Origin of the sequence: Stenotrophomonas nematodicola, from assembly GCF_009467805.1 — a bacterium.
Classification (GTDB): Bacteria; Pseudomonadota; Gammaproteobacteria; order Xanthomonadales; family Xanthomonadaceae; genus Stenotrophomonas; species Stenotrophomonas nematodicola.
This window is the reverse complement of the sequence record NZ_WIAY01000007.1, coordinates 94,119-115,612: the sequence shown is the minus strand read 5'-3', so window position 1 is coordinate 115,612 and position 21,494 is coordinate 94,119. Positions and strand designations below refer to the sequence as shown.

The following is a 21,494-nucleotide window of genomic DNA, read 5'->3' as shown; positions in this document are numbered from 1 at the left end:
GTCATCGCCCTGCCCCTGCCATGTCCGAATTCGCCCTGCTCGCCCTGTCCCCGCTCGATGGCCGCTACGCCGGCAAGGTCGATGCGCTGCGCCCGATCTTCTCCGAATACGGCCTGATCAAGGCCCGCGTGAAGGTTGAAGTGGAATGGCTGCTGGCCCTGGCCAACGAACCGGGCATCGCCGAGCTGGCGCCCTTCTCCGCCGCCGCTGCGGCGCGCCTGCGCGCCCTGGCCGATGATTTCGCCCCGGCCCACGCCGCGCGGGTGAAAGAGATCGAACGCACCACCAACCATGACGTCAAGGCGGTGGAGTACTTCATCAAGGAACAGCTCAAGGCCGACGCCGAGCTGGGCCCGGCGCTGGAATTCGTGCATTTCGCCTGCACCAGCGAAGACATCAACAACCTCAGCTATGGCCTGATGCTCGAACAGGCCCGCCGCGAGGTGCTGCTGCCGTCGCTGGACGGCATCGCCGCCACCCTGCGCGCCCTCGCCCACGCCCAGGCCGCCCAGCCGATGCTGTCGCGCACCCACGGCCAGACCGCCTCGCCGACCACCCTGGGCAAGGAAGTGGCCAATGTCGTCGCCCGCCTGGAGCGCCAGCGCCGCCAGATCGCCGCGGTCGAACTGACCGGCAAGATCAACGGCGCCGTGGGCAACTACAACGCCCACGTCATCGCCTACCCGGACGTGGACTGGCCGGCCTTCGCCCAGCGCTTCGTCGAGAGCCTCGGCCTGGTGTTCAACCCGTACACCACCCAGATCGAGCCGCACGACAACGTCGCCGAGATCGGCGATGCCGCGCGCCGCGCCAACATCATCCTGATCGACCTGGCGCGCGACGTCTGGGGCTACATCTCGCTGGGCTACTTCAAGCAGAAGCTCAAGGAAGGCGAAGTCGGCTCCTCGACCATGCCGCACAAGGTCAACCCGATCGACTTCGAAAACGCCGAAGGCAACTTCGGCATCGCCAATGCCCTGTTCGAGCATTTCAGCGCCAAGCTGCCGATCAGCCGCTGGCAGCGCGACCTGACCGACTCCACCGTGCTGCGTGCGGTCGGCACCGCCTTCGGCCACACCCAGGTTGCCCTGGACTCGCTGGCCAAGGGCCTGGGCAAGCTGACCGTGAACCCCGAACGCCTGGATGCCGACCTGGACGCCTCGTGGGAAGTCCTGGCCGAGGCCGTGCAGACCGTGATGCGCCGCTACGGCCTGCCCAACCCCTACGAGCAGCTCAAGGCCCTCACCCGCGGCCAGGGCATCACCCCGGACTCGATGAAGGCCTTCGTGGAATCGCTGGACCTGCCCGACGACGCCAAGCAGAGCCTGCGCGCACTGACCCCGGGCGGCTACGTCGGCCTGGCGGCGGAGCTTGCCAAGGCAGTCTGATTCCGCCGTTTCATCGCCTGTAACCCAGCAGGGCATCGGAGTTTCCGGTGCCCTTCTTTTTTGCGCGAACAGCCTTTCGCTGATGGGGTACAGGTTCAGGGCCGGCGGGTAGGGAAGATCAAAAAACAACTGCCGGGCCGTGCGGTGTGCGGCTCTCACCCGCCGCGCGTGCGGCAAATCCTCCGGGGACGTCGCAACGAGGCGCCAATGCTCTGCGCGTGCCGACGACTGCCACCCGGCCCCGCACCAGCTCGCAGCACGCAACGCGCCGGCGGTACGCGACATCCCACCGCAGGTGCACATCCCGCCCAACCAGCGGACAATAGCCGTGCCGGCGCGCGTGACCCGCTGCGCCCCCTCATTCCGTCTAGACGCTCCAAGGATTCCCGCATGGCCGCCCGCAAGACCAAGACCCCCGTCATCGAAATCCAGGCCCGCCCCGGCCTCCCGCTGGGCATGCCCGCCGCTACCTTCCTGCGCGACTACTGGCAGAAGCGCCCCCTGCTGATCCGCGGCGCTTTCCCCGACTTCCAGACCCCCGTGCAGCCGGAAGATCTGGCCGGCCTGGCCTGCGAAGAAGGCGCCCTGGCCCGCCTGATCAGCCATGACCGCGCCACCGACGGCTGGACCGTGCGCACTGGCCCGTTCCAGGAAGAAGAATTCCCCGGCATGCCCGACCATGACTGGACGCTGCTGGTGCAGGACGTCGACAAGTGGGACCCGGACGTGCGCGCCCTGGTCGGCCACTTCGACTTCCTGCCGCGCTGGCGCATGGACGATGTGATGATCAGCTTCGCCGCCACCGGTGGCTCGGTCGGCGCCCACGTCGACCAGTACGACGTGTTCCTGCTGCAGGGCTACGGCCACCGCCGCTGGCAGATCGACGCCAGCGAATCGATCAAGGGCAAGCGTCCGCCGCTGGATTTCCGCGACGACGTCGAACTGAAGCTGCTGCGCCGCTTCAAGCCGACCCACGACTGGGTGCTGGCCCCGGGCGACATGCTGTACCTGCCGCCGAACGTCCCGCACAACGGCGTTGCCGAAGACCCCTGCCTGACCTTCTCCTTCGGCATGCGCGCCCCGGCCTCGGCCGAACTGATCAGCGACTACCTCGACACCCTGATCATGGATGCCGATGAGTCCATCCGGTACCAGGACCCGGACCTGAAGGTGCCCGAAGACCCGAACGAAATCGACGTGGTCGCCATGAACCGCGTGGTTGCCGCGCTCAATGCCATCCGCATGAACGACCCGGACAAGCTCGGCGACTGGTTCGGCCGCTTCATCACCACCTACCGCGCCGCCGGCGAAGTGATGGCGCACGGCGAACCGGTGCCGCCCGAAGAGGTCGCTGCCGCCCTCGGCGCTGGCCTGGCGCTGCAGCGCCACCCCTGGTCGCGCATGGCCTGGCGGCGCGCCAAGCGCGGTGCCAGCCTGTACTGCAGCGGCCTGGAGTTCGCGCTGTCGGTGAAGGATGCCCAGCTGCTGGCCGCCACCGAACTGCTCGGCGCTCCGCTGTACCAGAAGCTCTCGGCCAAGGGCCGCGATGCCGTCCACGCGCTGCTGGCCGGCGGCCATTACCAGCTGCTCGACCCGAACGCCTTCGATGATGAGGACGAGGACGCGTACGACGACGAGGACCAGGGCGATGCCATTGCCGGGTACGCCATCCTCGACGCCAGCGACACCGTCGAGGTGGTCGAGGTCGAGGACGTCCGCGCCGATGTCCACGAAGTCACCATCCACGACGATGGCATCGAAGTGATCGTCGATTTCGACGACAGCGACGGCGAGGACGACGCCAGCCCCGCAGACGGCACCCCGCGCCGCTGAACATGGCCGGCCCCGCCTTCCAGGTCGAGGAGGTCCCCTACCCGGCGCAGCATGCCGCGCTGCACCGGGTGCGCCAGCGCGTGTTCGTCGACGAACAGGGGGTTCCCGCCACGCTGGAGGTCGATGCGCTGGACCCGCTCAGCGTGCATGTGCTGGCCCGCGACAGCGGGGGCCAGCCGATCGGCGCCGGCCGGCTGACCCCGGACGGCCGCGTCGGGCGCATGGCCGTGCTGGCCGGCTGGCGCGGCCGTGGCGTCGGCGAGGCCGTGCTGCTGGCTCTGGTCGCGGCAGCCCGGGCAAGGGGCTGGCGCGAGATTGCCCTGCACGCCCAGCTGCCGGCCCGCGCCTTCTACGCCCGTCAGGGCTTCCTGCCGGACGGGGACCTGTTCGAGGAGGCCGGCATCGCCCATCAGCACATGCGCCGCGTGCTGGACGGGGCGGCCACCATCACCACCTTCGACGAGGCCGTGGCCATCACCACCGCGCTGGTCCATCGCGCCCGGCGCCACCTGTGGATCCACAGCCGCCAGCTCGACCCGGGCCTGCTCGATGCCGCCCCGGTGATGGCGGCACTGCGCCGATTCGCCACCGCCCGCCACGACAAGCAGGCCTGCCTGATCGTGCATGACGCCACGGCCATCGCCCAGGGCGGCTCCCCTCTGCCGGGGCTGCTGCAGCGGCTGCCCAGCGTGTTCCGGGTCCGCCAGGTAGCGGACCCGGTGGACCGCGCCGTGGCCTCGGCCTGTCTGGTCAATGACAGAGGGGACTACTACTTTCGTCTTGCCGGCCATCGCGTCGACGGCGAAGCCGGGCTCGACCAGCCGGCACGTTCGCGACCGTTGCAGGACGGTTTGCAGCGCGTATGGGAACGTTCGCGTGAATGCACGGAACTGCGGGCGCTCGGCCTGTAGCTCACGCCGCGTGCCCGAACCTGTCTGGGAATGACACCGCAGCACCGCTGCGCGGCCCCCCGGCGCCCCTTCCTGTCCCGATGGGGGTACAATTTGGGGAGTTAGATACCGCCCGCGCAGGGCTATTCACTTTTCCTGCCGGTTCTCACCGAAGCCTTACCCCACAAGCGAATCCGACCCTCCATCGTGGACAATCTACTGAAGCAGTTTGCGCAGTCTTCGCAGCTCGCCGGCGGCAACGCCTCCTATATCGAGGATCTGTACGAGCAGTACCTCGTTTCTCCGGACAGTGTCGATCCCAAATGGAAGACCTACTTCGACGGCTTCAAGGGCCGCGAAGCCGGTGACATTCCGCACTCGGCCGTCATCGCCCATATCACCGAAGCCGCCAAGAACGCTGGCAACAGCGCCACGGCCACCGGTGCCGGCGACGAGCGCGAGCGCAATGTCGGCCGTCTGATCACCGCCTACCGTTCGCGTGGCCACCTCGGTGCCCGCCTGGACCCGCTGGGCCTGACCCCGCCGACCAACCCGCCGGACCTGGGGCTGCCGTTCCACAGCCTGTCCGAGAGCGACCTGGGCAGCGAGTTCAGCACCGGCGGCATCGCCGGCCAGCCGCGCATGAAGCTGCGCGACCTGCTTGAGCGCCTCCAGAAGACCTACACCGGGTCGATCGGTGCGGAGTTCATGCACATCTCCGAGGTCGAACAGCGCCAGTGGCTGTACCAGCGCCTGGAATCGGCCGGTGGCAACTACAACCTGGATGCCGACACGCAGCGTCGCACGCTGGAGCGGCTCACCGCGGCCGAAGGCCTCGAGCGCTACCTGCATACCAAGTACGTCGGCCAGAAGCGCTTCTCGCTGGAAGGCGGCGATGCCCTGATCCCGATGATGGACACCATCATCCGTGACGCCGGCAAGGATGGCGTCAAGGACGTGGTGATCGGCATGGCCCACCGCGGCCGTCTGAACGTGCTGGTCAACACGCTGGGCAAGAGCCCGCGCAAGCTGTTTGACGAATTCGAAGGCAAGTTCGATCACGACGAGCACGCCTCGGCGGGTGACGTGAAGTACCACATGGGCTTCTCGGCCGACGTGTCCACCCCGGGCGGCGCCGTCCACCTGGCGCTGGCGTTCAATCCGTCGCACCTGGAAATCGCCGACCCGGTCGTGGCCGGCAGCGTGCGCTCGCGCCAGGAACGTCGCGGCGACACTGCCCGCAAGCAGGTCATGCCGATCCTGATCCACGGCGACGCGGCCTTCTCCGGCCAGGGCGTGGTCATGGAACTGTTCCAGATGTCCCAGGCCCGCGGCTTCGCCGTCGGTGGCACGGTGCACATCGTGGTAAACAACCAGGTCGGTTTCACCACCTCCAACCCGCTGGATACGCGTTCCACGCGCTATGCCACCGACGTGGCCAAGATGATCGCCGCCCCGGTGCTGCACGTGAACGGCGACGATCCCGAAGCGGTGGTGTTCGCGGCCCAGCTCGCCTTCGAGTTCCGCCAGAAGTTCGCCAAGGACGTGGTCATCGATCTGATGTGCTACCGCCGTTGGGGCCACAACGAGGCCGACGAACCGGCGATCACCCAGCCGCTGATGTACCAGGTGATCCGCAAGCACCAGACCACCCGCGAGCTGTACGCCGCCAAGCTGGAAGCCGCGGGCGTGATCCCGGCCGACGGCGGCAAGGCGCTGGTCGATGCGTACCGCAACAAGCTCGACGCCGGTGAAGTCACCACCGAGCTGGCCGCGGTCGAGAAGACCCCCGCCACCAGCCGCATGTACGTGGACTGGCCGAAGCTGCTGGCCGGCAAGCTGTCCGATCCGGTCTCCACCGCCGTGGGCATCGACAAGCTCAAGCAGCTCGCGCAGCTGATCAACACCGTGCCGGAAGGCGTGGAACTGCACTCGCGCGTGGCCAAGGTCTATGACGACCGCCGCAGGATGGCCGCCGGCGAAATCCCGGGCGACTGGGGCTTTGCCGAGAACCTGGCCTACGCCACCGTGCTGGACGAGGGCAACAGCCTGCGCCTGGTCGGCCAGGACGTGGGCCGCGGTACGTTCACCCACCGCCACGCGATCCTGCACGACCAGAAGACCGACAACTACTACCTGCCGCTGCGCCAGCTGGTCGAGTCGCCGGAACGGGCCACCATCATCGATTCGCTGCTCAGCGAAGAAGCGGTGATGGCCTATGAGTACGGCTTCTCCACCACCGATCCGAACACGCTGTGCATCTGGGAAGGCCAGTTCGGCGACTTCGCCAACGGCGCCCAGGTCGTGATCGACCAGTTCATCGCTGCCGGCGAAGCCAAGTGGGGCCGCATCAGTGGCCTGACCCTGCTGCTGCCGCACGGTTACGAAGGCCAGGGCCCGGAGCACAGCTCCGCCCGCCTGGAGCGTTTCCTGCAGCTGTGTGCGCTGGAAAACATGCTGGTATGCGTGCCGTCGACCCCGGCGCAGGCGTACCACATGCTGCGCCGTCAGATGCGCATGACCACCCGCAAGCCGCTGGTGGTGATGTCGCCCAAGTCGCTGCTGCGCCACAAGCTGGCCGTGTCGACCCTGGACGAGCTGGCCAACGGCGAATTCCAGCACCTGATCGGCGACACCACCGCGAACGCCAAGCAGGTCAAGCGCGTGGTGCTGTGCTCGGGCAAGGTCTACTACGACCTGCTGGAAGACCAGACCAAGCGCGGCCAGGACGATGTGGCCATCATCCGCGTCGAACAGCTGTATCCGTTCCCGCGCGTGGCCCTGGCGGCAGAGCTGAAGAAGTACGGCAAGGCGGCCGATGTGGTGTGGTGTCAGGAAGAACCGCAGAACCAGGGTGCCTGGTACCAGATCCGCCACCACCTGCAGGCGTGCCTGGCCGATGGCCAGAGCATCCATTACGCAGGTCGCGCCCGTTCGGCATCGCCGGCCGCTGGACACATGGCTGACCACGTCATCGAGCAGCAGAAGCTGATCGCCGACGCGCTGGTCAACCCGTTCAACGACTCGGTCGCTGAATAACCTCCTCCCTCATTCTAGAAAAGACAAACCAGGAAGCTCCCGCATGGCCACCGAAGTCAAAGCCCCGGTACTGCCCGAATCCGTCGCCGACGGCACCATCGCCACCTGGCACAAGAAGGTCGGCGATGCCGTCAAGCGCGATGAAAACCTGCTTGATCTGGAAACCGACAAGGTCGTTCTGGAAGTGCCGTCGCCGGTCGATGGCGTGCTGAAGGAAATCAAGTTCGACGTCGGCGCTACCGTGACCTCCAGCCAGGTCGTGGCCATCATCGAAGAAGGTGCCGTGGCGGCTGCCCCGGCACCCGCCGCTGAAGAGAAGAAGGCCGCTGCCGCCCCGGCGGCTGCCGCGCCGGCCGCCGCCGCCGCCGCCGCTCCGGCTCCGGCTGCCAAGAGCGCCGCCGACGCCCTGCCCCCGGGCGCCCGTTTCACCGCCATCACCGAAGGCGTGAACCCGGCCGACGTGGACGGCACCGGCCGCCGCGGTGCGGTGACCAAGGAAGACATCGTCAACTTCGCCCGCAATGGCGGTGCCGGCAAGGCCGGTGGCGCACGTCCGGAAGAACGCGTGCCGATGACCCGCATCCGCAAGCGCATCGCCGAGCGCCTGATGCAGTCCAAGAACAGCACCGCCATGCTGACCACCTTCAACGAGGTCGACCTGTCCAAGGTCTCGGCCGCGCGCAAGGAACTGCAGGACGAGTTCGTCAAGGCCCACGGCATCAAGCTGGGCTTCATGAGCTTCTTCGTGAAGGCCGCCGCCAATGCGCTGCAGCGCTTCCCGCTGGTCAATGCCTCGATCGATGGTGACGACATCATCTATCACGGCTACTCGGACATCTCGATCGCCGTGTCGACCGAGAAGGGTCTGGTGACCCCGGTGCTGCGCAACGTCGAACGCATGTCCTTCGCCGACATCGAAAAGACCATCGCCGATTACGCCAAGAAGGCACGTGACGGCAAGCTGGGCCTGGAAGAACTGCAGGGCGGCACCTTCACGGTGACCAACGGCGGCACCTTCGGTTCGCTGCTGTCCACGCCGATCATCAACCCGCCGCAGAGCGCCATCCTGGGCATGCACGCCATCAAGGAGCGTCCGATCGCCCAGAACGGCCAGGTCGTGATCGCGCCGATGATGTACCTGGCGCTGTCCTACGACCACCGCATCATCGACGGCAAGGACTCGGTGCAGTTCCTGGTGGACATCAAGAACCAGCTGGAAAACCCGGGCCGCATGCTGTTCGGCCTGTAAGACCTCCCGCCCCTCCGCGCCTGCGCGGAGGGGTTCTGGTAAAGCAACAAGGACTATCTCAATGGCTGAACAATTCGACGTCGTCGTCATCGGTGCCGGCCCGGCCGGCTACCACGCCGCCATCCGCGCCGCGCAGCTGGGTCTGAAGACCGCCTGCATCGACGCTGCGCTGGGCAAGGACGGCAAGCCCGCCCTCGGCGGCACCTGCCTGCGCGTGGGCTGCATTCCGTCCAAGGCGCTGCTGGATTCCTCGCGCCAGTTCTGGAACATGGGCCACATCTTTGGCGACCACGGCATCAGCTTCAAGGACGCCAAGATGGACGTCGAGGCGATGATTGGCCGCAAGGACAAGATCGTCAAGCAGTTCACCGGCGGCATCGGCATGCTGTTCAAGGCCAACAAGGTCACCCCGTACTACGGATTCGGTGAGCTGCAGCCGGGCAACATCGTCAAGGTCAAGCAGCACGACGGCTCGGAAGTCGAGCTGAAGGGCACCAACGTCATCATCGCTGCCGGTTCGGACTCGATCGAACTGCCGTTCGCCAAGTTCGACGGCGACACCATCGTCGACAACGTCGGCGGCCTGGACTTCACCGAAGTGCCGGCCCGCCTGGCCGTCATCGGCGCCGGCGTGATCGGCCTGGAACTGGGCAGCGTGTGGAAGCGCCTGGGTGCGGAAGTGACCATCCTGGAAGCACTGCCGGACTTCCTGGCCGCCGCCGATGCCGAAGTGGCCAAGGTCGCCGCCAAGGAATTCAAGAAGCAGGGCCTGGACATCCGCCTGGGTGCCAAGGTCTCCAAGGCCGAGGTGACCGGCAAGGGCAAGAAGAAGGAAGTTGCCCTGACCTACACCGATGGTGAAGGCGAAAAGAGCCTGGTCGTGGACAAGCTGCTGGTGGCCGTTGGCCGCCGCGCCGCCACCAAGGGCCTGCTGGCCGAAGGCACCGGCGTCAAGATCAACGCCCGTGGCCAGATCGAAGTGGACGACCATTGCCACACCGGCGTCGATGGCGTGTGGGCAGTCGGCGACTGCGTGCGCGGCCCGATGCTGGCGCACAAGGGCTTCGAAGAAGGCATCGCGGTGGCCGAGCTGATTGCGGGCCTGCCGGGCCATGTCAACTTCGACACCATTCCGTGGGTGATCTACACCGAGCCGGAGCTGGCCTGGGTCGGCAAGACCGAACAGCAGCTCAAGGACGAAGGCATTCCGTACAAGGCCGGCAGCTTCCCGTTCGCCGCCAACGGCCGTGCCGTCGCCATGATCGAGCCGGCCGGCTTCGTGAAGGTGCTGGCGCACGCCGAAACCGACCGCATCCTGGGCATGCATCTGGTCGGTGCGAACGTGTCCGAGCTGGTCCACGAGGGCGTGCTGACGATGGAGTTCAGCGGCTCGGCCGACGATCTGGCGCGCATCTGCCATGCCCACCCGTCGCTGTCCGAAGTGGTGCACGACGCCGCGATGGCCGTCGGCAAGCGGTCGATCCACAAGGCTAACTGAGGGCGCTGCCGGCCACTGGCCGGCACACCCCCCGGTGCAACGTAAAACCCCGCCTTGGCGGGGTTTTTTGTGGGAGGGCCACGACTCGCTCAGCAGGACTGCAGGCGCATCCAGGTGCGCGACAGATCCCGCGCGGCCAGATCACTCTGGCGGATCCACCCGTACAGCATCCCGGAATCGCCCCACATCGCGTGATCATCGGAATCGAGCTGCAGCAGCAGGCTCCATTCCGCACCGCCCGCTTCCAACGCCGCACGGCGCGGGTCCTGGTAGCCGGTCTGGTTCCCGCAGTAGAGCCCGTGACTGACCAGCTCCGCTTCCAGCCGCATGTCACCCTGTACGTTGTGCGAGTACCCGCCCAGCCCATGCCGCTCGCCCGCAGTGGGCGCGCCATGATCGGCGACCGCATCCACCAGGTCGTAATAGTCGTCGGCGACCTCATCATCGTCCCAGTCGATGCCATCGCTCTGGAACGCCTCGACCATGCGTTCGCCATCGGCCGAGAACGGATGTGGCAGCCCCCAGCCCTGATGAAAGCCCAGCGCCGCCGGTGGCAGTGCCATCTCGGGATGGGGGGCAGGCAGGCGCTGCAGATCGCCCGCCTCCAGCAGCACGATGCAGTGGCCGTCTCCATGCGCAGGGTCGTAGCCCCAGGGTTGTTCCTGGGTATCGTAGAAGAACGACAGCAGCCCCTGCGCGGGCAGGTCCAGGCCCGACTGCAGGCCCTGCAGGTCGGCAAGATTGATCTGCAGCAGGAAATCCAGTGGTCGGCCGTTGCGCATGGGCCACTGGAAGTCCGCGGGCACGTCGGGCCCGCCGCCGATGCGCGATGCCCCGACCGGCGCGTCCGCATCGGCCGTGCGGCTGAAGCCGACACGCGGACGCAGCCAGGGCTGCAGGACAGCGGCGTGCTGCCCCAGCGCGTGCTGCTCGCACAGCGCGATGAACGCCTGATCGGACAACGTCATTCCACATCCCTGTTGGACAAAACAGCCCGCAGTCTAAAGGGGGCTGCTGCGCCGGGGCAACGTGGCCACCACCGGCGGTCACGCAGCCACGGGTCCCCCGCCCAGCAGCCGCGCCGGCAGCATCAACAGCGCGCGCAGGAACGCGAACAGTGCCGAGAAAGTAATGCCCACCAGGCGGAACGGCAGACTCAACAGCCAGACGAAGGGCCACGCCACCAGCGCCAGGACCGCCAGTGGCCAGCACAGCACGAACAGCAGGCACCACACACCGAGCGCGAACAGGGTCTTCATGACGGTCTCCAGGGCGGCACCTTGCCGCTGCGGTAGTACCGTGCCGCCCTGCCCGGCCGGCTTCAAGCTGTTTGCGACGAAACCCTCCGGTTCTCCGACGAACCCCGGATCGGTCTGGAGGAACAGCCCCGTGGTGCCGGCCGCTGGCCGGCAACCCCCCACGTCCGTCCGAGGGTCCATGAAGAGCCGGCAAGCGGCCCGCACGCCCGACCAGGCCCCCGGCACGCGTAGAACGAACCCCTCAACGCCATTGGCGTTATTCGAAGGAGCCGACCGAGTCGTGCGACAGGTTGTCGAAACGGGTGTATTCGCCGAAGAACTTGAGCTTGCACGAGCCGGTCGGGCCGCCTCGGTGCTTGCCGATGATGATCTCGGCCAGGCCCTTGTCTGGGGAATTTTCCTTGTTGTAATAGTCGTCGCGGTAGATGAACACGATCATGTCCGCGTCCTGCTCGATTGCGCCGGATTCGCGAAGGTCGGCCATCACCGGGCGCTTGTCGGTACGCGTTTCCAGCGAGCGGTTGAGCTGGGACAACGCGATCACCGGCACGTTCAGTTCCTTGGCCAGGCCCTTGAGCGAGCGCGAAATCTCCGAGATTTCGGTCGCGCGGTTCTCGCTGTTGCCGGGTACCGACATCAGCTGCAGGTAGTCGATCACGATCAGACCCAGGTCGTGCTCGCGCTTGAGGCGGCGGCACTTGGAGCGCAGGATCTCCGGCGATACACCCGGCGTGTCGTCGATGAAGATCTTGGTTTCCTTCAGCATCCGGATCGCGCCGGTGACGCGGCTCCAGTCCTCGTCCTCGAGCTGGCCGGTACGCAGGCGCTGGGCGTTGATGCGGCCGTTGGAGGAAATAAGGCGCATCGCCAGCTGCGAGGCCGACATTTCCATCGAGAACACCGCCACGCCCTTCTTGGACTTGATCGCGGCGTACTCGGCGATGTTCAGCGCGAAGGTGGTCTTGCCCATCGCCGGACGCGCGGCGAGGATGATCAGGTCGGTCGGCTGCAGGCCGGCGGTCATCGCATCGAAGTCGGCGTAGCCGGTCGGCAGACCGGTGATGTTGCCGCCGTTCTCGAAGCGGTTGCGCAGTTCCTCGAACGCGTCCTTCAGCGCACCCGGCATCGCCACGAAATCGGTCCGGCCACGCGCGCCCTGCTCGGCGATCGCGAACACGGACTTTTCCGCCGCCGACAGCAGCTCGCTGCTCTCGCGCCCCTCGGGCTGGAAACCGTCGTTGACGATGTCGGTACCGACCTGGATCAACTGCCGCAGCACGGCCTTGTCGCGCACGATCTCGGCATAGGCGGCGATGTTGGCCGCCGAGGGCGTGGTGCTGGCCAGTTCGATCAGGTACGCGCCGTCGCCGACCAGCTCCATCTTGCCCTGCGACTCGAACCACTCGCCCAGGGTGACCGCATCGAACGGCCGATCACGCTCGGACAGCTCGCGGATCGCGCGGTAGATCATCTGGTGATCGCGGCGGTAGAAGTCGGTTTCGGTCAACTGGTCGTTGACCCGGTCGTAGCTTTCCGGCGCCAGCATCAATCCGCCCAGCACCGCCTGTTCGGCCTCGATCGAATGCGGCGGAACACGCAATGCGTCGATGCGCATCTCGTCGCGGTCGAAACGGTCACCGCGGTCTTTGCGGTCGGAACGGAAGCCAGAACGGGCGGACATGGGAGCGTACTTCCTGCGGGGTATGAGGCGTTGGACATGGTAGGCACGCAGCGACTGCCGCAGCCATGCACAACTCTGTGGATAAGCAGTGGATGAGCTGGGGGCATGCCGGCGGCGGCCGGCCGCATCGGCCGGGGCCGGCGCCGTGGTGGCGACGGGCGCCGTTGCGGCACCCGTCGAGGGCCACATTATCGCAGATGCACCCGACTCAATGCTGACCGCCGTGCGTACCGGTCCAGGCCAGGAAGCGGTCCACGAAGCCCTGCAGGAATGCCTGCGTGCCCGCGTTGGTGATCGTGCCCTGTGCGTCGATCAGGCCCTCCTTGAAGTGCAGGAAGGCTTCCGGCTGGCCCAGCACCGGCATGTCCAGGTAGGCCAGGATGTTGCGCAGATGCTGCTGGGCCAAGGCCGTGCCGATCACCCCGACCGACGCCCCGATGACCGCGGCAGGCTTGCCGGCGAAGGCGCTGTCGCCATACGGCCGCGAGCCCAGGTCGATGGCGTTCTTGAGCACGCCCGGCACCGAGCGGTTGTACTCGGGGGTGACGAACAGCACCGCGTCGGCCTGGCGGATCTGCTGCTTCAGGCGCACGCCCTGCGCAGGATAGTGGCTGTCGAAATCCTGGTTGTAGAGCGGCAGGTCACCGATCGACACATAGTCGAACCGGGCCTTGTCGCCCGCGAGCTTTTCCAGCGCATGGGCCAGCGCCAGGTTGTGCGACCCCTTGCGCAGGCTGCCCACCAGCACGGCAATCTTGAATTCAGGCATGAAGACATCTCCAGTCGTGGGAAGGCCCAGCCTAGGCGGGGCGGCCTTCGCGAGTGGTGAAGGCCACGCCGGATGCGGCGCGACAGCCGGTCAGCCGCGCGCGACCCCTGCCCGGACCTGCTGCCAGTGCGCCTGCCAGGCCTGGAACATCAGCACATTCCACAGGTGCGTATGCCATTTGCGCTCGCCCTGCTGGAACTGCTGCCACCGCGGTGCCACCGCGGCCACATCGAACACGCCTTCGGCGGCCAGCCGCGCCGGGTCGAGCAGTTCGTCCGCCCAGCCGCGCAGGTCACCCTTGAGCCACTCGCTGACCGGGGCGCCGAATCCGCGCTTGGGCCGGTGCACCATGTCCTGCGGCACATAACGGCCCAGCACGCGCTTGAGCAGGTACTTGCTGACCCCGTCGCGGTGCTTGAGCGCCATCGGCAGCGACCAGGCGAATTCGGCCACCCGCCAGTCCAGCAGCGGTGCGCGCGCCTCCAGGCTCACCGCCATGCTGGTGCGATCCACCTTGCACAGCAGGTCGTCGGGCAGGTAGGTGCTGAAATCGGCCAGCATCATCGCATCGGCCGGCGAGCCGGCACCGTGCAGCGGGTCGGCCAGGTCGTAGAAGCTGCCCGCCGCCGTAGCGCCCGGCACCGCGGCCACCGGATCGCGCCAGCGCGTGATGCGGTTGCGGTACACATCCCCAATGCCGCGTGCGCCCGCTTCGGCCAGCAGCGCAGCAAGCCCGCCGGTACGCGAGGCCTCGCCCTGCCCGCGTGCGCGCGCGGCCATCCAGCGCCGCAGCGGCGCCGGCACCCGGCTCAGCATCGTCCAATTGCGCAGCGCGCGCTGATAGCGGCCATAGCCGAAGAACAGCTCGTCGCCCCCATCGCCGGACAGCGCCACGGTCACCTTGCCGCGCGCCAGGCGCGCCACCAGGGCGGTGGGTACCTGCGAGGCATCGGCGAACGGCTCGTCGAACATCGCCGGCAACGTCGGCACCACCGCCAACGCATCGGCGCCACTGACGTACAGCTCGGTGTGGTCGCACTGCAGGTGGGTGGCCAGCGCCTTGGCCAGCGGCGCTTCGTCGTGGTGGGATCCCTCGAAGCCGATGCTGAAACTGTGGATCGGCGTGGGCGACTGCGCCTGCATCAGCGCGGCCACCACCGACGAGTCGGTGCCACCGGACAGGAACACGCCCACCGGCACGTCGGCCACCATGCGCAGTGCGACGGCGTCGCGCAGGATCGCATCCAGCCGTTCTTCGGCCTCCTCATCGCTGCCGACGAACGGGGCTGCCAGCGCCTGCTGCATGCGCTCGCGCGCATTCCAGAACGGCTGCTGCATCTGGTCGGGGCGATGCGCGGCGGCGCCGGCGGCCACTGCCTGCGCATCCAGCCGCAGCACCCGGCCCGGCAGCAGCTTGAAGCAGCGCTCATGGATGCAGTGTGGGGCCGGGATGTAGTCCAGGCGCAACAGCAGGGTCAGCGCGTCGCGGTCCACCCCGTTGTCGAAGTCCGGGTGCTGCCACAGCGCCTTCAGCTCCGAGCCGAACACCAGCGCACCGCCGGCCCAGCCGTAGTACAGCGGCTTCTTGCCGACCCGGTCGCGGGCCAGCCACAGGCACTGCCCGGTCCGGTCCCACAGCGCGATGGCGAACATGCCATTGCTCCGCTGCAGGGTCTCGTCCAGCCCCCACTGGCTGATCGCGGCCAGCAGCACCTCGGTATCCGAATGCCCGCGGAAGCCGTGGCCCAGCGCCTCCAGTTCAGCGCGCAGCGAGGCGAAGTTGTAGACCTCGCCGTTGTAGGCCAGCACGTAGCGGCCGTCGGCCGAGGCCATCGGCTGATGGCCCAGCGGCGACAGGTCCAGGATGCTCAGGCGGCGGTGGGCCAGCGCAATGCCCGCGGCCGCATCTGCCCAGACCCCACTGTCGTCCGGCCCACGATGGACCATCGCATCGCCCATCGCGCGCGCCCGGTGTTCCAGTGTCGCCTGCTCCAGCCCGGGAGCGGGCAGCAGCATTCCTGCCAATCCACACATGCGTCAGAGATCCTGCGCCAACACCCGTGCGGCGCTCAGGACGGCATTGTCGCTTGGAAGCACCGAGATTGCTGCCCCCGCCAACGGCGTATAGGTGTCCGCGCCGCAGACCCGCTGCAGCGGCAGGTGGCCGAGACCGGCCTCGACCAGCGCGGTGATGACGCCCTCCCCCACCCCGGCGCTGTGGCGGCCCTCGTCCACCACCAGGATGCGTTGCGCGGTAGCGCCCTGCTCGGCGATGAAGCCGGCATTGAGCGGCACCAGCCAGCGCAGGTCGACCACGCGCACCTGCCAGCCCAGCGTCGCCTCGATGCCGCGCGCGGCACGCAGGCTCATCGGCACACCATTGCCGAAGGTGAAAATCACCAGGTCGTTGGCGTCCGGCGCGTACACGCGCCCCTCGCCGGGCAGCATCGCCGGCTGGCCCGGGGGGGGGTAGTCGAATACCCATTGGCCGTCGCCCGGCACGTGCAGGTCCTTGGTCATGTACAGCGCGATCGGCTCCAGGAATACCGCCACGCGGCCATCCACCTGGCCCAGCGCGGCCAGCGTGCGCAGCATCTGCACCGCATCGTCGCCCCGCGAGGGGCACCCCACCACCAGGCCGGGAATGTCGCGCAGCGCGGTGATCGAGTTGTCGTTGTGGAAGTGGCCGCCGAAACCCTTCTGGTAGCCCAGCCCGGCCACACGCACCAGCATCGGGTTGCGGTACTGGTCGTTGGAGAAGAACTGCAGCGAACACGCCTCGCCGCGCAGCTGGTCGATGGCGTTGTGCAGGTAGGCCAGGTACTGGATCTCCGGGATCGGCAGCATGCCCAGGTTGGCCAGGCCCTGGGCCATGCCGAGGATCATGGTTTCGTCCAGCAGCGTGTTGAACACCCGGCGCGGGCCGAACGCCTTGAGCAGGCCCTTGCTGACCGTGTACACGCCTCCCTTCTGCGCCACGTCCTCGCCAAACAGCAGGGTCGAGGGGTACTTGGCCATCAGCTCGTGCAGCGCCTGGTTGATCTGGATCGCCAGGTGGCGCGGCGGCAGGCGTTCGGGCAGCTGCGCCGCGCCGCCGTGGGCCGCTTCGCGCGCCACCGGGTCCGGCAGGCGCTCGGCTTCGGCGCGCACGGCCGCCGGCGAGTACGGCGCCAGCGGCGCGATGATGTCCTCCAGTGCGGACAGCTTCGGCCGGCGATCGGCCTCGTCCGCCGCCGCGAAGCAGCGCTGCCGCACGGCCTCGTACGCGGCCAGCAGCGCATCCGGCGTCATCCAGCCCGAGGCCAGTGCGATCTGCGCCGAGCGCAGCAGCGGGTCGGCTGCCTCGGCCGCGCAGAGTTCGGCCAGCGGCCGCCACTCGATCTCGAAATCGGTACCGGCATGGCCCATCAGCCGCGTGGTGCGCAGGTGCAGGAAGGTCGGCCGCCGCGTCTGCCGGCAATGCACCAGCGCGCGCTGGACCGCGTCATGCCCATTGGCCAGGTCCAGTCCATCGGCGAAGAAGTAGTCCAGGCCCGGCCGATGGCCGAAGCTCGCGGCGATCCAGCCCTCCGGTGTTTTTACCGAGATGCCGATGCCGTTGTCCTCGCAGACGAACAGGATGGGGGCCGGCAGCCGCTGGTGGGCGGCCCACGCAGCGGTGTTGAAGGCGGTCTGCGCGGAGGCGTGGTTGGCCGACGCATCGCCGAACGAGCAGATCACCACGCTGTCGTCGGGAATCGGCAGGCGATGGCCGATGCGCCGCCCGCTCTCGATCGCCATCGCCGTTCCCAGCGCCTTGGGCAGATGCGAGGCGATGGTGGACGTCTGCGGCAGCACCCACAGCGGCTTGCTGCCCCACACCTTGTGGCGGCCGCCGCTGGCGGGGTCGTCGCGGCTGGCCGCGAAGGACAACGCCGCATCCATCACCGGGTCCATCCCCGGCACCTTGCGGAACCGTTCGGCCATGAAGCCGCCGGAGCGGTAATGCAGGAACGCCGGATCGGTGTGCCGGGCCAGGCGCGCCACCAGCGCATTGCCCTCGTGCCCGGCCGAGCCGATCGTGTAGAAGACCTTGTTCTGCACACGCAGCACGCGCGCCATCAGGTCCAGGTGGCGGCTGATCAGCTGGGACTCCAGCAGCTCGCCGAAACCCTGGGCGTCCAGCGTGCTGCCGGGCAGGATCGGCGCGCCCGGATCGGGCCGCGGCACGGCCGGGCCGCGCCACTGCTGCACGAAGTCGATGAAGTTGGTATCGCAGATCTCGGCCCGGTTGAGGCCTTTCATGCGTGCGGGAATCGGATCGGGAACCACGGCAAACATCCATCACCCTCCGTGAGGTGCTGCGGAAACGATCAAACGTGCCGGTCAGGCCGGCTGTACGAGCAACGCCTGCACCTGCGGCGACACCGGCGGCATCGGCACGAAGCCTGGCTGCGCGCGCACGCGCCGCAGCCAGGCCAGCACGGCCGGATACGGCGCCAGCGTCACGCCGCCATCGGCGGCGACATCGGTGTAGGCGAACAGCGCGATGTCGGCGATGCCGTAGTGGCGGCCGCTGAACCAGTCGGCCTGCGCCAGGTGCTGCTCCATCACCGCCAGGGCTTGTGCCGCGCGCGCCTGCAGCTGCGGCAGTTCAGCGCGGCGCGGGGAATCGATGGCGGTCCAGCCGCGGATGAAGCGGGCCACGGCCACGCAGGGCTCATGGCTGTACTGTTCGAAGAACATCCAGCGCAGCGTCTGCGCGCGCTCCCAGCCGTCGGTGGACAGGTACGGCGTACCTTCGGCCAGCCAGAACAGGATGGCATTGGACTCGGGCAGCACCCGGCCGTCGTCACGCTGCACCAGCGGCACTTTGGCGTTGGGGTTGAGGGCCAGGAACCCGGGCGTGTGGGTCTGCCCGTTGGCGCTGTCCACTTCCACCCACTCGTAACGGCTGCCGAGGTGTTCGAGCAGCATGCGCACCTTGTGGCAGTTGCCCGACACGGACATGCCATACACCGTCAACGGAGCCCGTACCGACGTCATTGCCACCCTCTCGGATCACTGGCGGGCGGTCTGCCCGCAGCCGCGAGTCTGGCCGCAAGCAGGCGGGCTTGCCAAGCGCGGGTGCAGCATCCTGCTCACGCCTGCCGGCGCTGTCGCCATTGGGCGCGCGACTGGCCCCAGATTTCCATCGGAACGCCTGCATGCGGCGGCGGCAATTCGCCCATGCGCAGCAGCGTGCTGCCGAGCTTGCGCGCCACGGCCTGGGAATTGACGTTGGACGGCTCGATGGTATGGATCACCTCATCCCAGCCCAGTGTGTCGAAGGCCCAGTCGATGCTGGCCACCGCAGCCTCGGGCGCGTATCCCTTGCCCCAGCTGTCGCGGCAGATGCTCCAGCCGATCTCGGTGCCGGGCCAGTCCAGCGGCTGCCACGGCCCCATGCGCCCGACCCACGCGCCGGTCGCCTTCTCGATCACCGAGAACATCGAAAAGCCATACAGGTGCCAACTGCCCACCAGGCAGCTGAAGCTGCGCCAGGCCTGCGAGGGGGGCATCACGCCACCGAGGTATTGCATCACCTCCGGGTCGCTGCAGAAGCGCAGGAAGGCATCGAAATCCTCGACGCGCGGCGGGCGCAGGATCAGGCGGTCGGTTTCCAGGGCAAGATCGACAATGCTCATGCGGCGGTCCCAATGGCTACGCCGGCCATGATCGCAGAACGTGGGCCGCACGGCAGGCCCCACAACGCGGCACGCCGGCGCAGGGCCGGCGTGTCGTTCGATGCTTCGGGGAGAAGCGGCGCTTACTGCCGGTTGGCATCCAGCGACGCGGTCCGGGTGACCAGCTGACCATCGATCACCGGCAGGCGATCGCTGCTGGGCTTGTTGTCCATCTTGACGGTCTTTTCGACGCCGTCGTAGCGGTAGGTCACGTTGTAACCGGTGACCGCGTCGCTGGTGCCCATCGCAATGCGGTTGCCCGGCTTGCTGGCCATGCGCATGGTGCCGGTGGTGCCGTCTTCATTGCGGTAGGTCACGTTGTAGCCGGTGACGCGCGTCGACTCGGAGGTTGCCGTTTCGGTGTGGCACTGCCGCTCGGTGCGGTTGACCACACGGCCCCCCACGTGGCGCTTGTCCACCTGGTTGCCGATCAGGCCACCGGCCACCGCACCGGCGGCGGTCGCTGCCTTCTTGCCGTTGCCGCCGCCGACCTGGTTGCCCAGCAGGCCACCGATCACCGCACCGGCCACCGTACCGCCGACGTTGCCGTCGCGCTCGGGCAGGCGTTCCTGCACCACGACGTCCTGGCAGACCTCATGCGGGGTCTGGGTGGTCGAGGTCTCGCGCACCGGCTCGGTGCCGATCACGGTGGCGTAGGCCTTCTCCTTGCGGGTCAGCGGATCGACCTTGACCACGTCGGCGTATTCCAGCCTGCCGGCCTTGTCTTCCAGGGCCACGGCATCGGTGCGCGCACCGTCGTCGGTCAGCGGGGTGGTGTCCAGGGTGGGCCGGCTCTGTGCCGCGGTGGTCGCATCCGGGGAGGACGTGCCGCTCTTCATGAAAGCGGCGGTGGCGATACCGCCGACGAGCAGCGCGCCAGCGGCGACCAAAGCAGTGGTGGTTGTACTTTTCATAACCGGCTCCTTGCGGACCATCCGCAACGTTCTTGAGCGAATTCCAGCATGGCGTGCCTGAACGGAATCTCCACATTCCCTGCACACCGCGTTACCCCATTCAGGTTCTGTCGCAGCAAGGCCCGTGATAGCGTTTACAGCATCTGTCGAGGAGTGCGTCATGGCCAATCCCCTGTTGCTGCCCGTGCTCGAATGGGCGCGCCACCTGCGCTACCCCACCCTGTTCAAGCTCACCGCCGGGCTGTTTGCGTTGAGCCTGCTCCTGCCGGACCCGGTGCTGCTCGTGGATGAGATTCTGCTGGGACTGGGCACGCTGCTGCTGGCCAACTGGAAAACACGCGGCAACCGGACGCCGCCGCCGCTGCCCGCCAAACGCCGCGCGTGAACCTGGTCGACAGCCACTGCCATCTGGACGCGGGCAAGTTCGACGGGGATCGGCTGCAGGTGATCGAGCGCGCGCGTGCTGCGGGCGTGCGCACGCAGGTGGTGCCGGCGGTCACGGCTGCCAGCTGGCCGGCGCTGCGAGAGACCTGCCGCCTCGGCGACGGCTTGCATCCCGCCTACGGGCTGCATCCGATGTTCCTCGATCAGCACCGGCCCGAACATCTCGATGCACTGCGCACGTGGATCACGCGCGAGCGCCCGTGCGCGGTTGGCGAGTGCGGCCTGGACTTCTTCGTGGAGGGGCTGGACGTGCAACAACAGCAGTTCTACTTCCTCGGCCAGCTACGCCTGGCGCGCGAGTTCGACCTGCCGGTGATCGTGCATGCGCGCCGTGCGGTGGACGCTGTGATCGCCGCGATCAGACAGGTGGGCGGTCTGCGCGGCGTGGTGCACAGTTTCCCCGGCAGCCCGGAGCAAGCCGCGCAGCTGCACGCGCAGGGCTTCCTGCTGGGCCTCGGCGGCCCGCTGACGTACCAACGGGCCCAACGCCTGCAGCGCCTGGTCGCGCATATGCCGCTGGAGCAGCTGCTGCTGGAAACCGACGCTCCCGACCAGCCCGACGCGGGCATCCGTGGCCAGCGCAACGAGCCGGCGCGCTTGCCGGTGATCCTGGAGACGGTGGCGCGTCTGCGCGGCCAGCCAGCAGAGCACATCGCCGCGCAGACCACCGCAAACGCACGCCGCCTGTTCGCCCTGTAGCGCCGGGCTCTGCCCGGCTGCCGTTGGCGTACGATCCGAAACACCAGCACGCGCCAGCCCCGTAGAGCCGGGCTCTGCCCGGCTGCCGTTGGCGTACGACCCGAAACACCAGCACGCGCCAGCCCC

At 67.9% G+C, this 21,494-nt stretch carries 17 protein-coding genes; 8 read left to right on the top strand and 9 right to left on the bottom strand.

What is annotated here, in order from left to right:
- The first annotated feature begins 20 nt into the window (after window positions 1–20).
- The 6 genes from purB to lpdA all read left to right on the top strand — a co-directional run bounded on the left by purB (window position 21) and on the right by lpdA (window position 9,897).
- Window positions 21–1,388: an adenylosuccinate lyase gene (gene purB, locus GDJ08_RS17535; protein WP_017356477.1), complete on the top strand. Its 1,368-nt coding sequence runs from the start codon at window positions 21–23 to the stop codon at window positions 1,386–1,388.
- Between the two features lie 390 nt (window positions 1,389–1,778).
- A complete protein-coding gene (locus GDJ08_RS17530) occupies window positions 1,779–3,221 on the top strand; it encodes a ribosomal protein uL16 3-hydroxylase (RefSeq protein WP_153165381.1) in 1,443 nt (480 codons plus the stop codon).
- 2 nt (window positions 3,222–3,223) lie between these two features.
- Complete coding sequence (locus GDJ08_RS17525; protein WP_153165380.1) at window positions 3,224–4,132, top strand: GNAT family N-acetyltransferase; 909 nt, start codon at window positions 3,224–3,226, stop codon at window positions 4,130–4,132.
- Window positions 4,133–4,318: 186 nt separating this feature from the next.
- Window positions 4,319–7,150 (top strand): 2-oxoglutarate dehydrogenase E1 component, encoded by a 2,832-nt coding sequence (locus GDJ08_RS17520; protein WP_136003364.1) that lies wholly within the window; start codon window positions 4,319–4,321, stop codon window positions 7,148–7,150.
- Between the two features lie 43 nt (window positions 7,151–7,193).
- A complete protein-coding gene (sucB, locus tag GDJ08_RS17515) occupies window positions 7,194–8,399 on the top strand; it encodes a dihydrolipoyllysine-residue succinyltransferase (protein ID WP_153165379.1) in 1,206 nt (401 codons plus the stop codon).
- A gap of 61 nt (window positions 8,400–8,460) precedes the next feature.
- On the top strand, window positions 8,461–9,897 hold the full coding sequence (gene lpdA, locus GDJ08_RS17510) for a dihydrolipoyl dehydrogenase (RefSeq protein ID WP_136003360.1): 1,437 nt from the start codon (window positions 8,461–8,463) through the stop codon (window positions 9,895–9,897).
- A gap of 89 nt (window positions 9,898–9,986) precedes the next feature.
- Here the strand turns inward: lpdA and GDJ08_RS17505 are convergent, their stop codons facing one another.
- The 9 genes from GDJ08_RS17505 to GDJ08_RS17465 all read right to left on the bottom strand — a co-directional run bounded on the left by GDJ08_RS17505 (window position 9,987) and on the right by GDJ08_RS17465 (window position 20,225).
- Complete coding sequence (locus GDJ08_RS17505) at window positions 9,987–10,865, bottom strand: YwqG family protein (protein ID WP_153165378.1); 879 nt, start codon at window positions 10,863–10,865, stop codon at window positions 9,987–9,989.
- Window positions 10,866–10,943: 78 nt separating this feature from the next.
- Window positions 10,944–11,156, bottom strand: coding sequence for a hypothetical protein (locus GDJ08_RS17500; RefSeq protein ID WP_017357568.1), 213 nt, complete (start codon window positions 11,154–11,156; stop codon window positions 10,944–10,946).
- A gap of 256 nt (window positions 11,157–11,412) precedes the next feature.
- Window positions 11,413–12,837, bottom strand: coding sequence for a replicative DNA helicase (locus GDJ08_RS17495; protein ID WP_017357569.1), 1,425 nt, complete (start codon window positions 12,835–12,837; stop codon window positions 11,413–11,415).
- Window positions 12,838–13,045: 208 nt separating this feature from the next.
- Complete coding sequence (locus GDJ08_RS17490; RefSeq protein ID WP_017357570.1) at window positions 13,046–13,606, bottom strand: NADPH-dependent FMN reductase; 561 nt, start codon at window positions 13,604–13,606, stop codon at window positions 13,046–13,048.
- Between the two features lie 90 nt (window positions 13,607–13,696).
- Window positions 13,697–15,640 carry an asparagine synthase (glutamine-hydrolyzing) gene (gene asnB / locus GDJ08_RS17485; RefSeq protein ID WP_153165377.1) on the bottom strand — a complete coding sequence of 648 codons (1,944 nt, stop codon included), beginning with the start codon at window positions 15,638–15,640 and terminating at the stop codon, window positions 13,697–13,699.
- A gap of 3 nt (window positions 15,641–15,643) precedes the next feature.
- Window positions 15,644–17,926 (bottom strand): thiamine pyrophosphate-dependent enzyme, encoded by a 2,283-nt coding sequence (locus GDJ08_RS17480; protein ID WP_153165376.1) that lies wholly within the window; start codon window positions 17,924–17,926, stop codon window positions 15,644–15,646.
- A gap of 45 nt (window positions 17,927–17,971) precedes the next feature.
- The gene (locus GDJ08_RS17475) at window positions 17,972–18,631 is read right to left on the bottom strand and encodes a glutathione S-transferase family protein (protein ID WP_017356643.1); all 660 of its coding nucleotides are present in this window, start codon (window positions 18,629–18,631) and stop codon (window positions 17,972–17,974) included.
- Between the two features lie 95 nt (window positions 18,632–18,726).
- Entirely contained in the window at window positions 18,727–19,272 is a 546-nt protein-coding gene (locus GDJ08_RS17470) for a GNAT family N-acetyltransferase (protein WP_153165375.1), read from the bottom strand.
- 122 nt (window positions 19,273–19,394) lie between these two features.
- Window positions 19,395–20,225 (bottom strand): glycine zipper 2TM domain-containing protein, encoded by an 831-nt coding sequence (locus tag GDJ08_RS17465; protein ID WP_153165374.1) that lies wholly within the window; start codon window positions 20,223–20,225, stop codon window positions 19,395–19,397.
- 160 nt (window positions 20,226–20,385) lie between these two features.
- On the opposite strand from GDJ08_RS17465, the gene GDJ08_RS17460 reads away from it, so the two are divergent.
- On the top strand, window positions 20,386–20,610 hold the full coding sequence (locus GDJ08_RS17460; protein ID WP_017356640.1) for a DUF6116 family protein: 225 nt from the start codon (window positions 20,386–20,388) through the stop codon (window positions 20,608–20,610).
- Window positions 20,607–21,368 (top strand): TatD family hydrolase, encoded by a 762-nt coding sequence (locus GDJ08_RS17455; protein ID WP_153165373.1) that lies wholly within the window; start codon window positions 20,607–20,609, stop codon window positions 21,366–21,368. The genes GDJ08_RS17460 and GDJ08_RS17455 overlap by 4 nt, the downstream gene beginning before the upstream one ends.
- The last annotated feature ends 126 nt before the right edge of the window (window positions 21,369–21,494 follow it).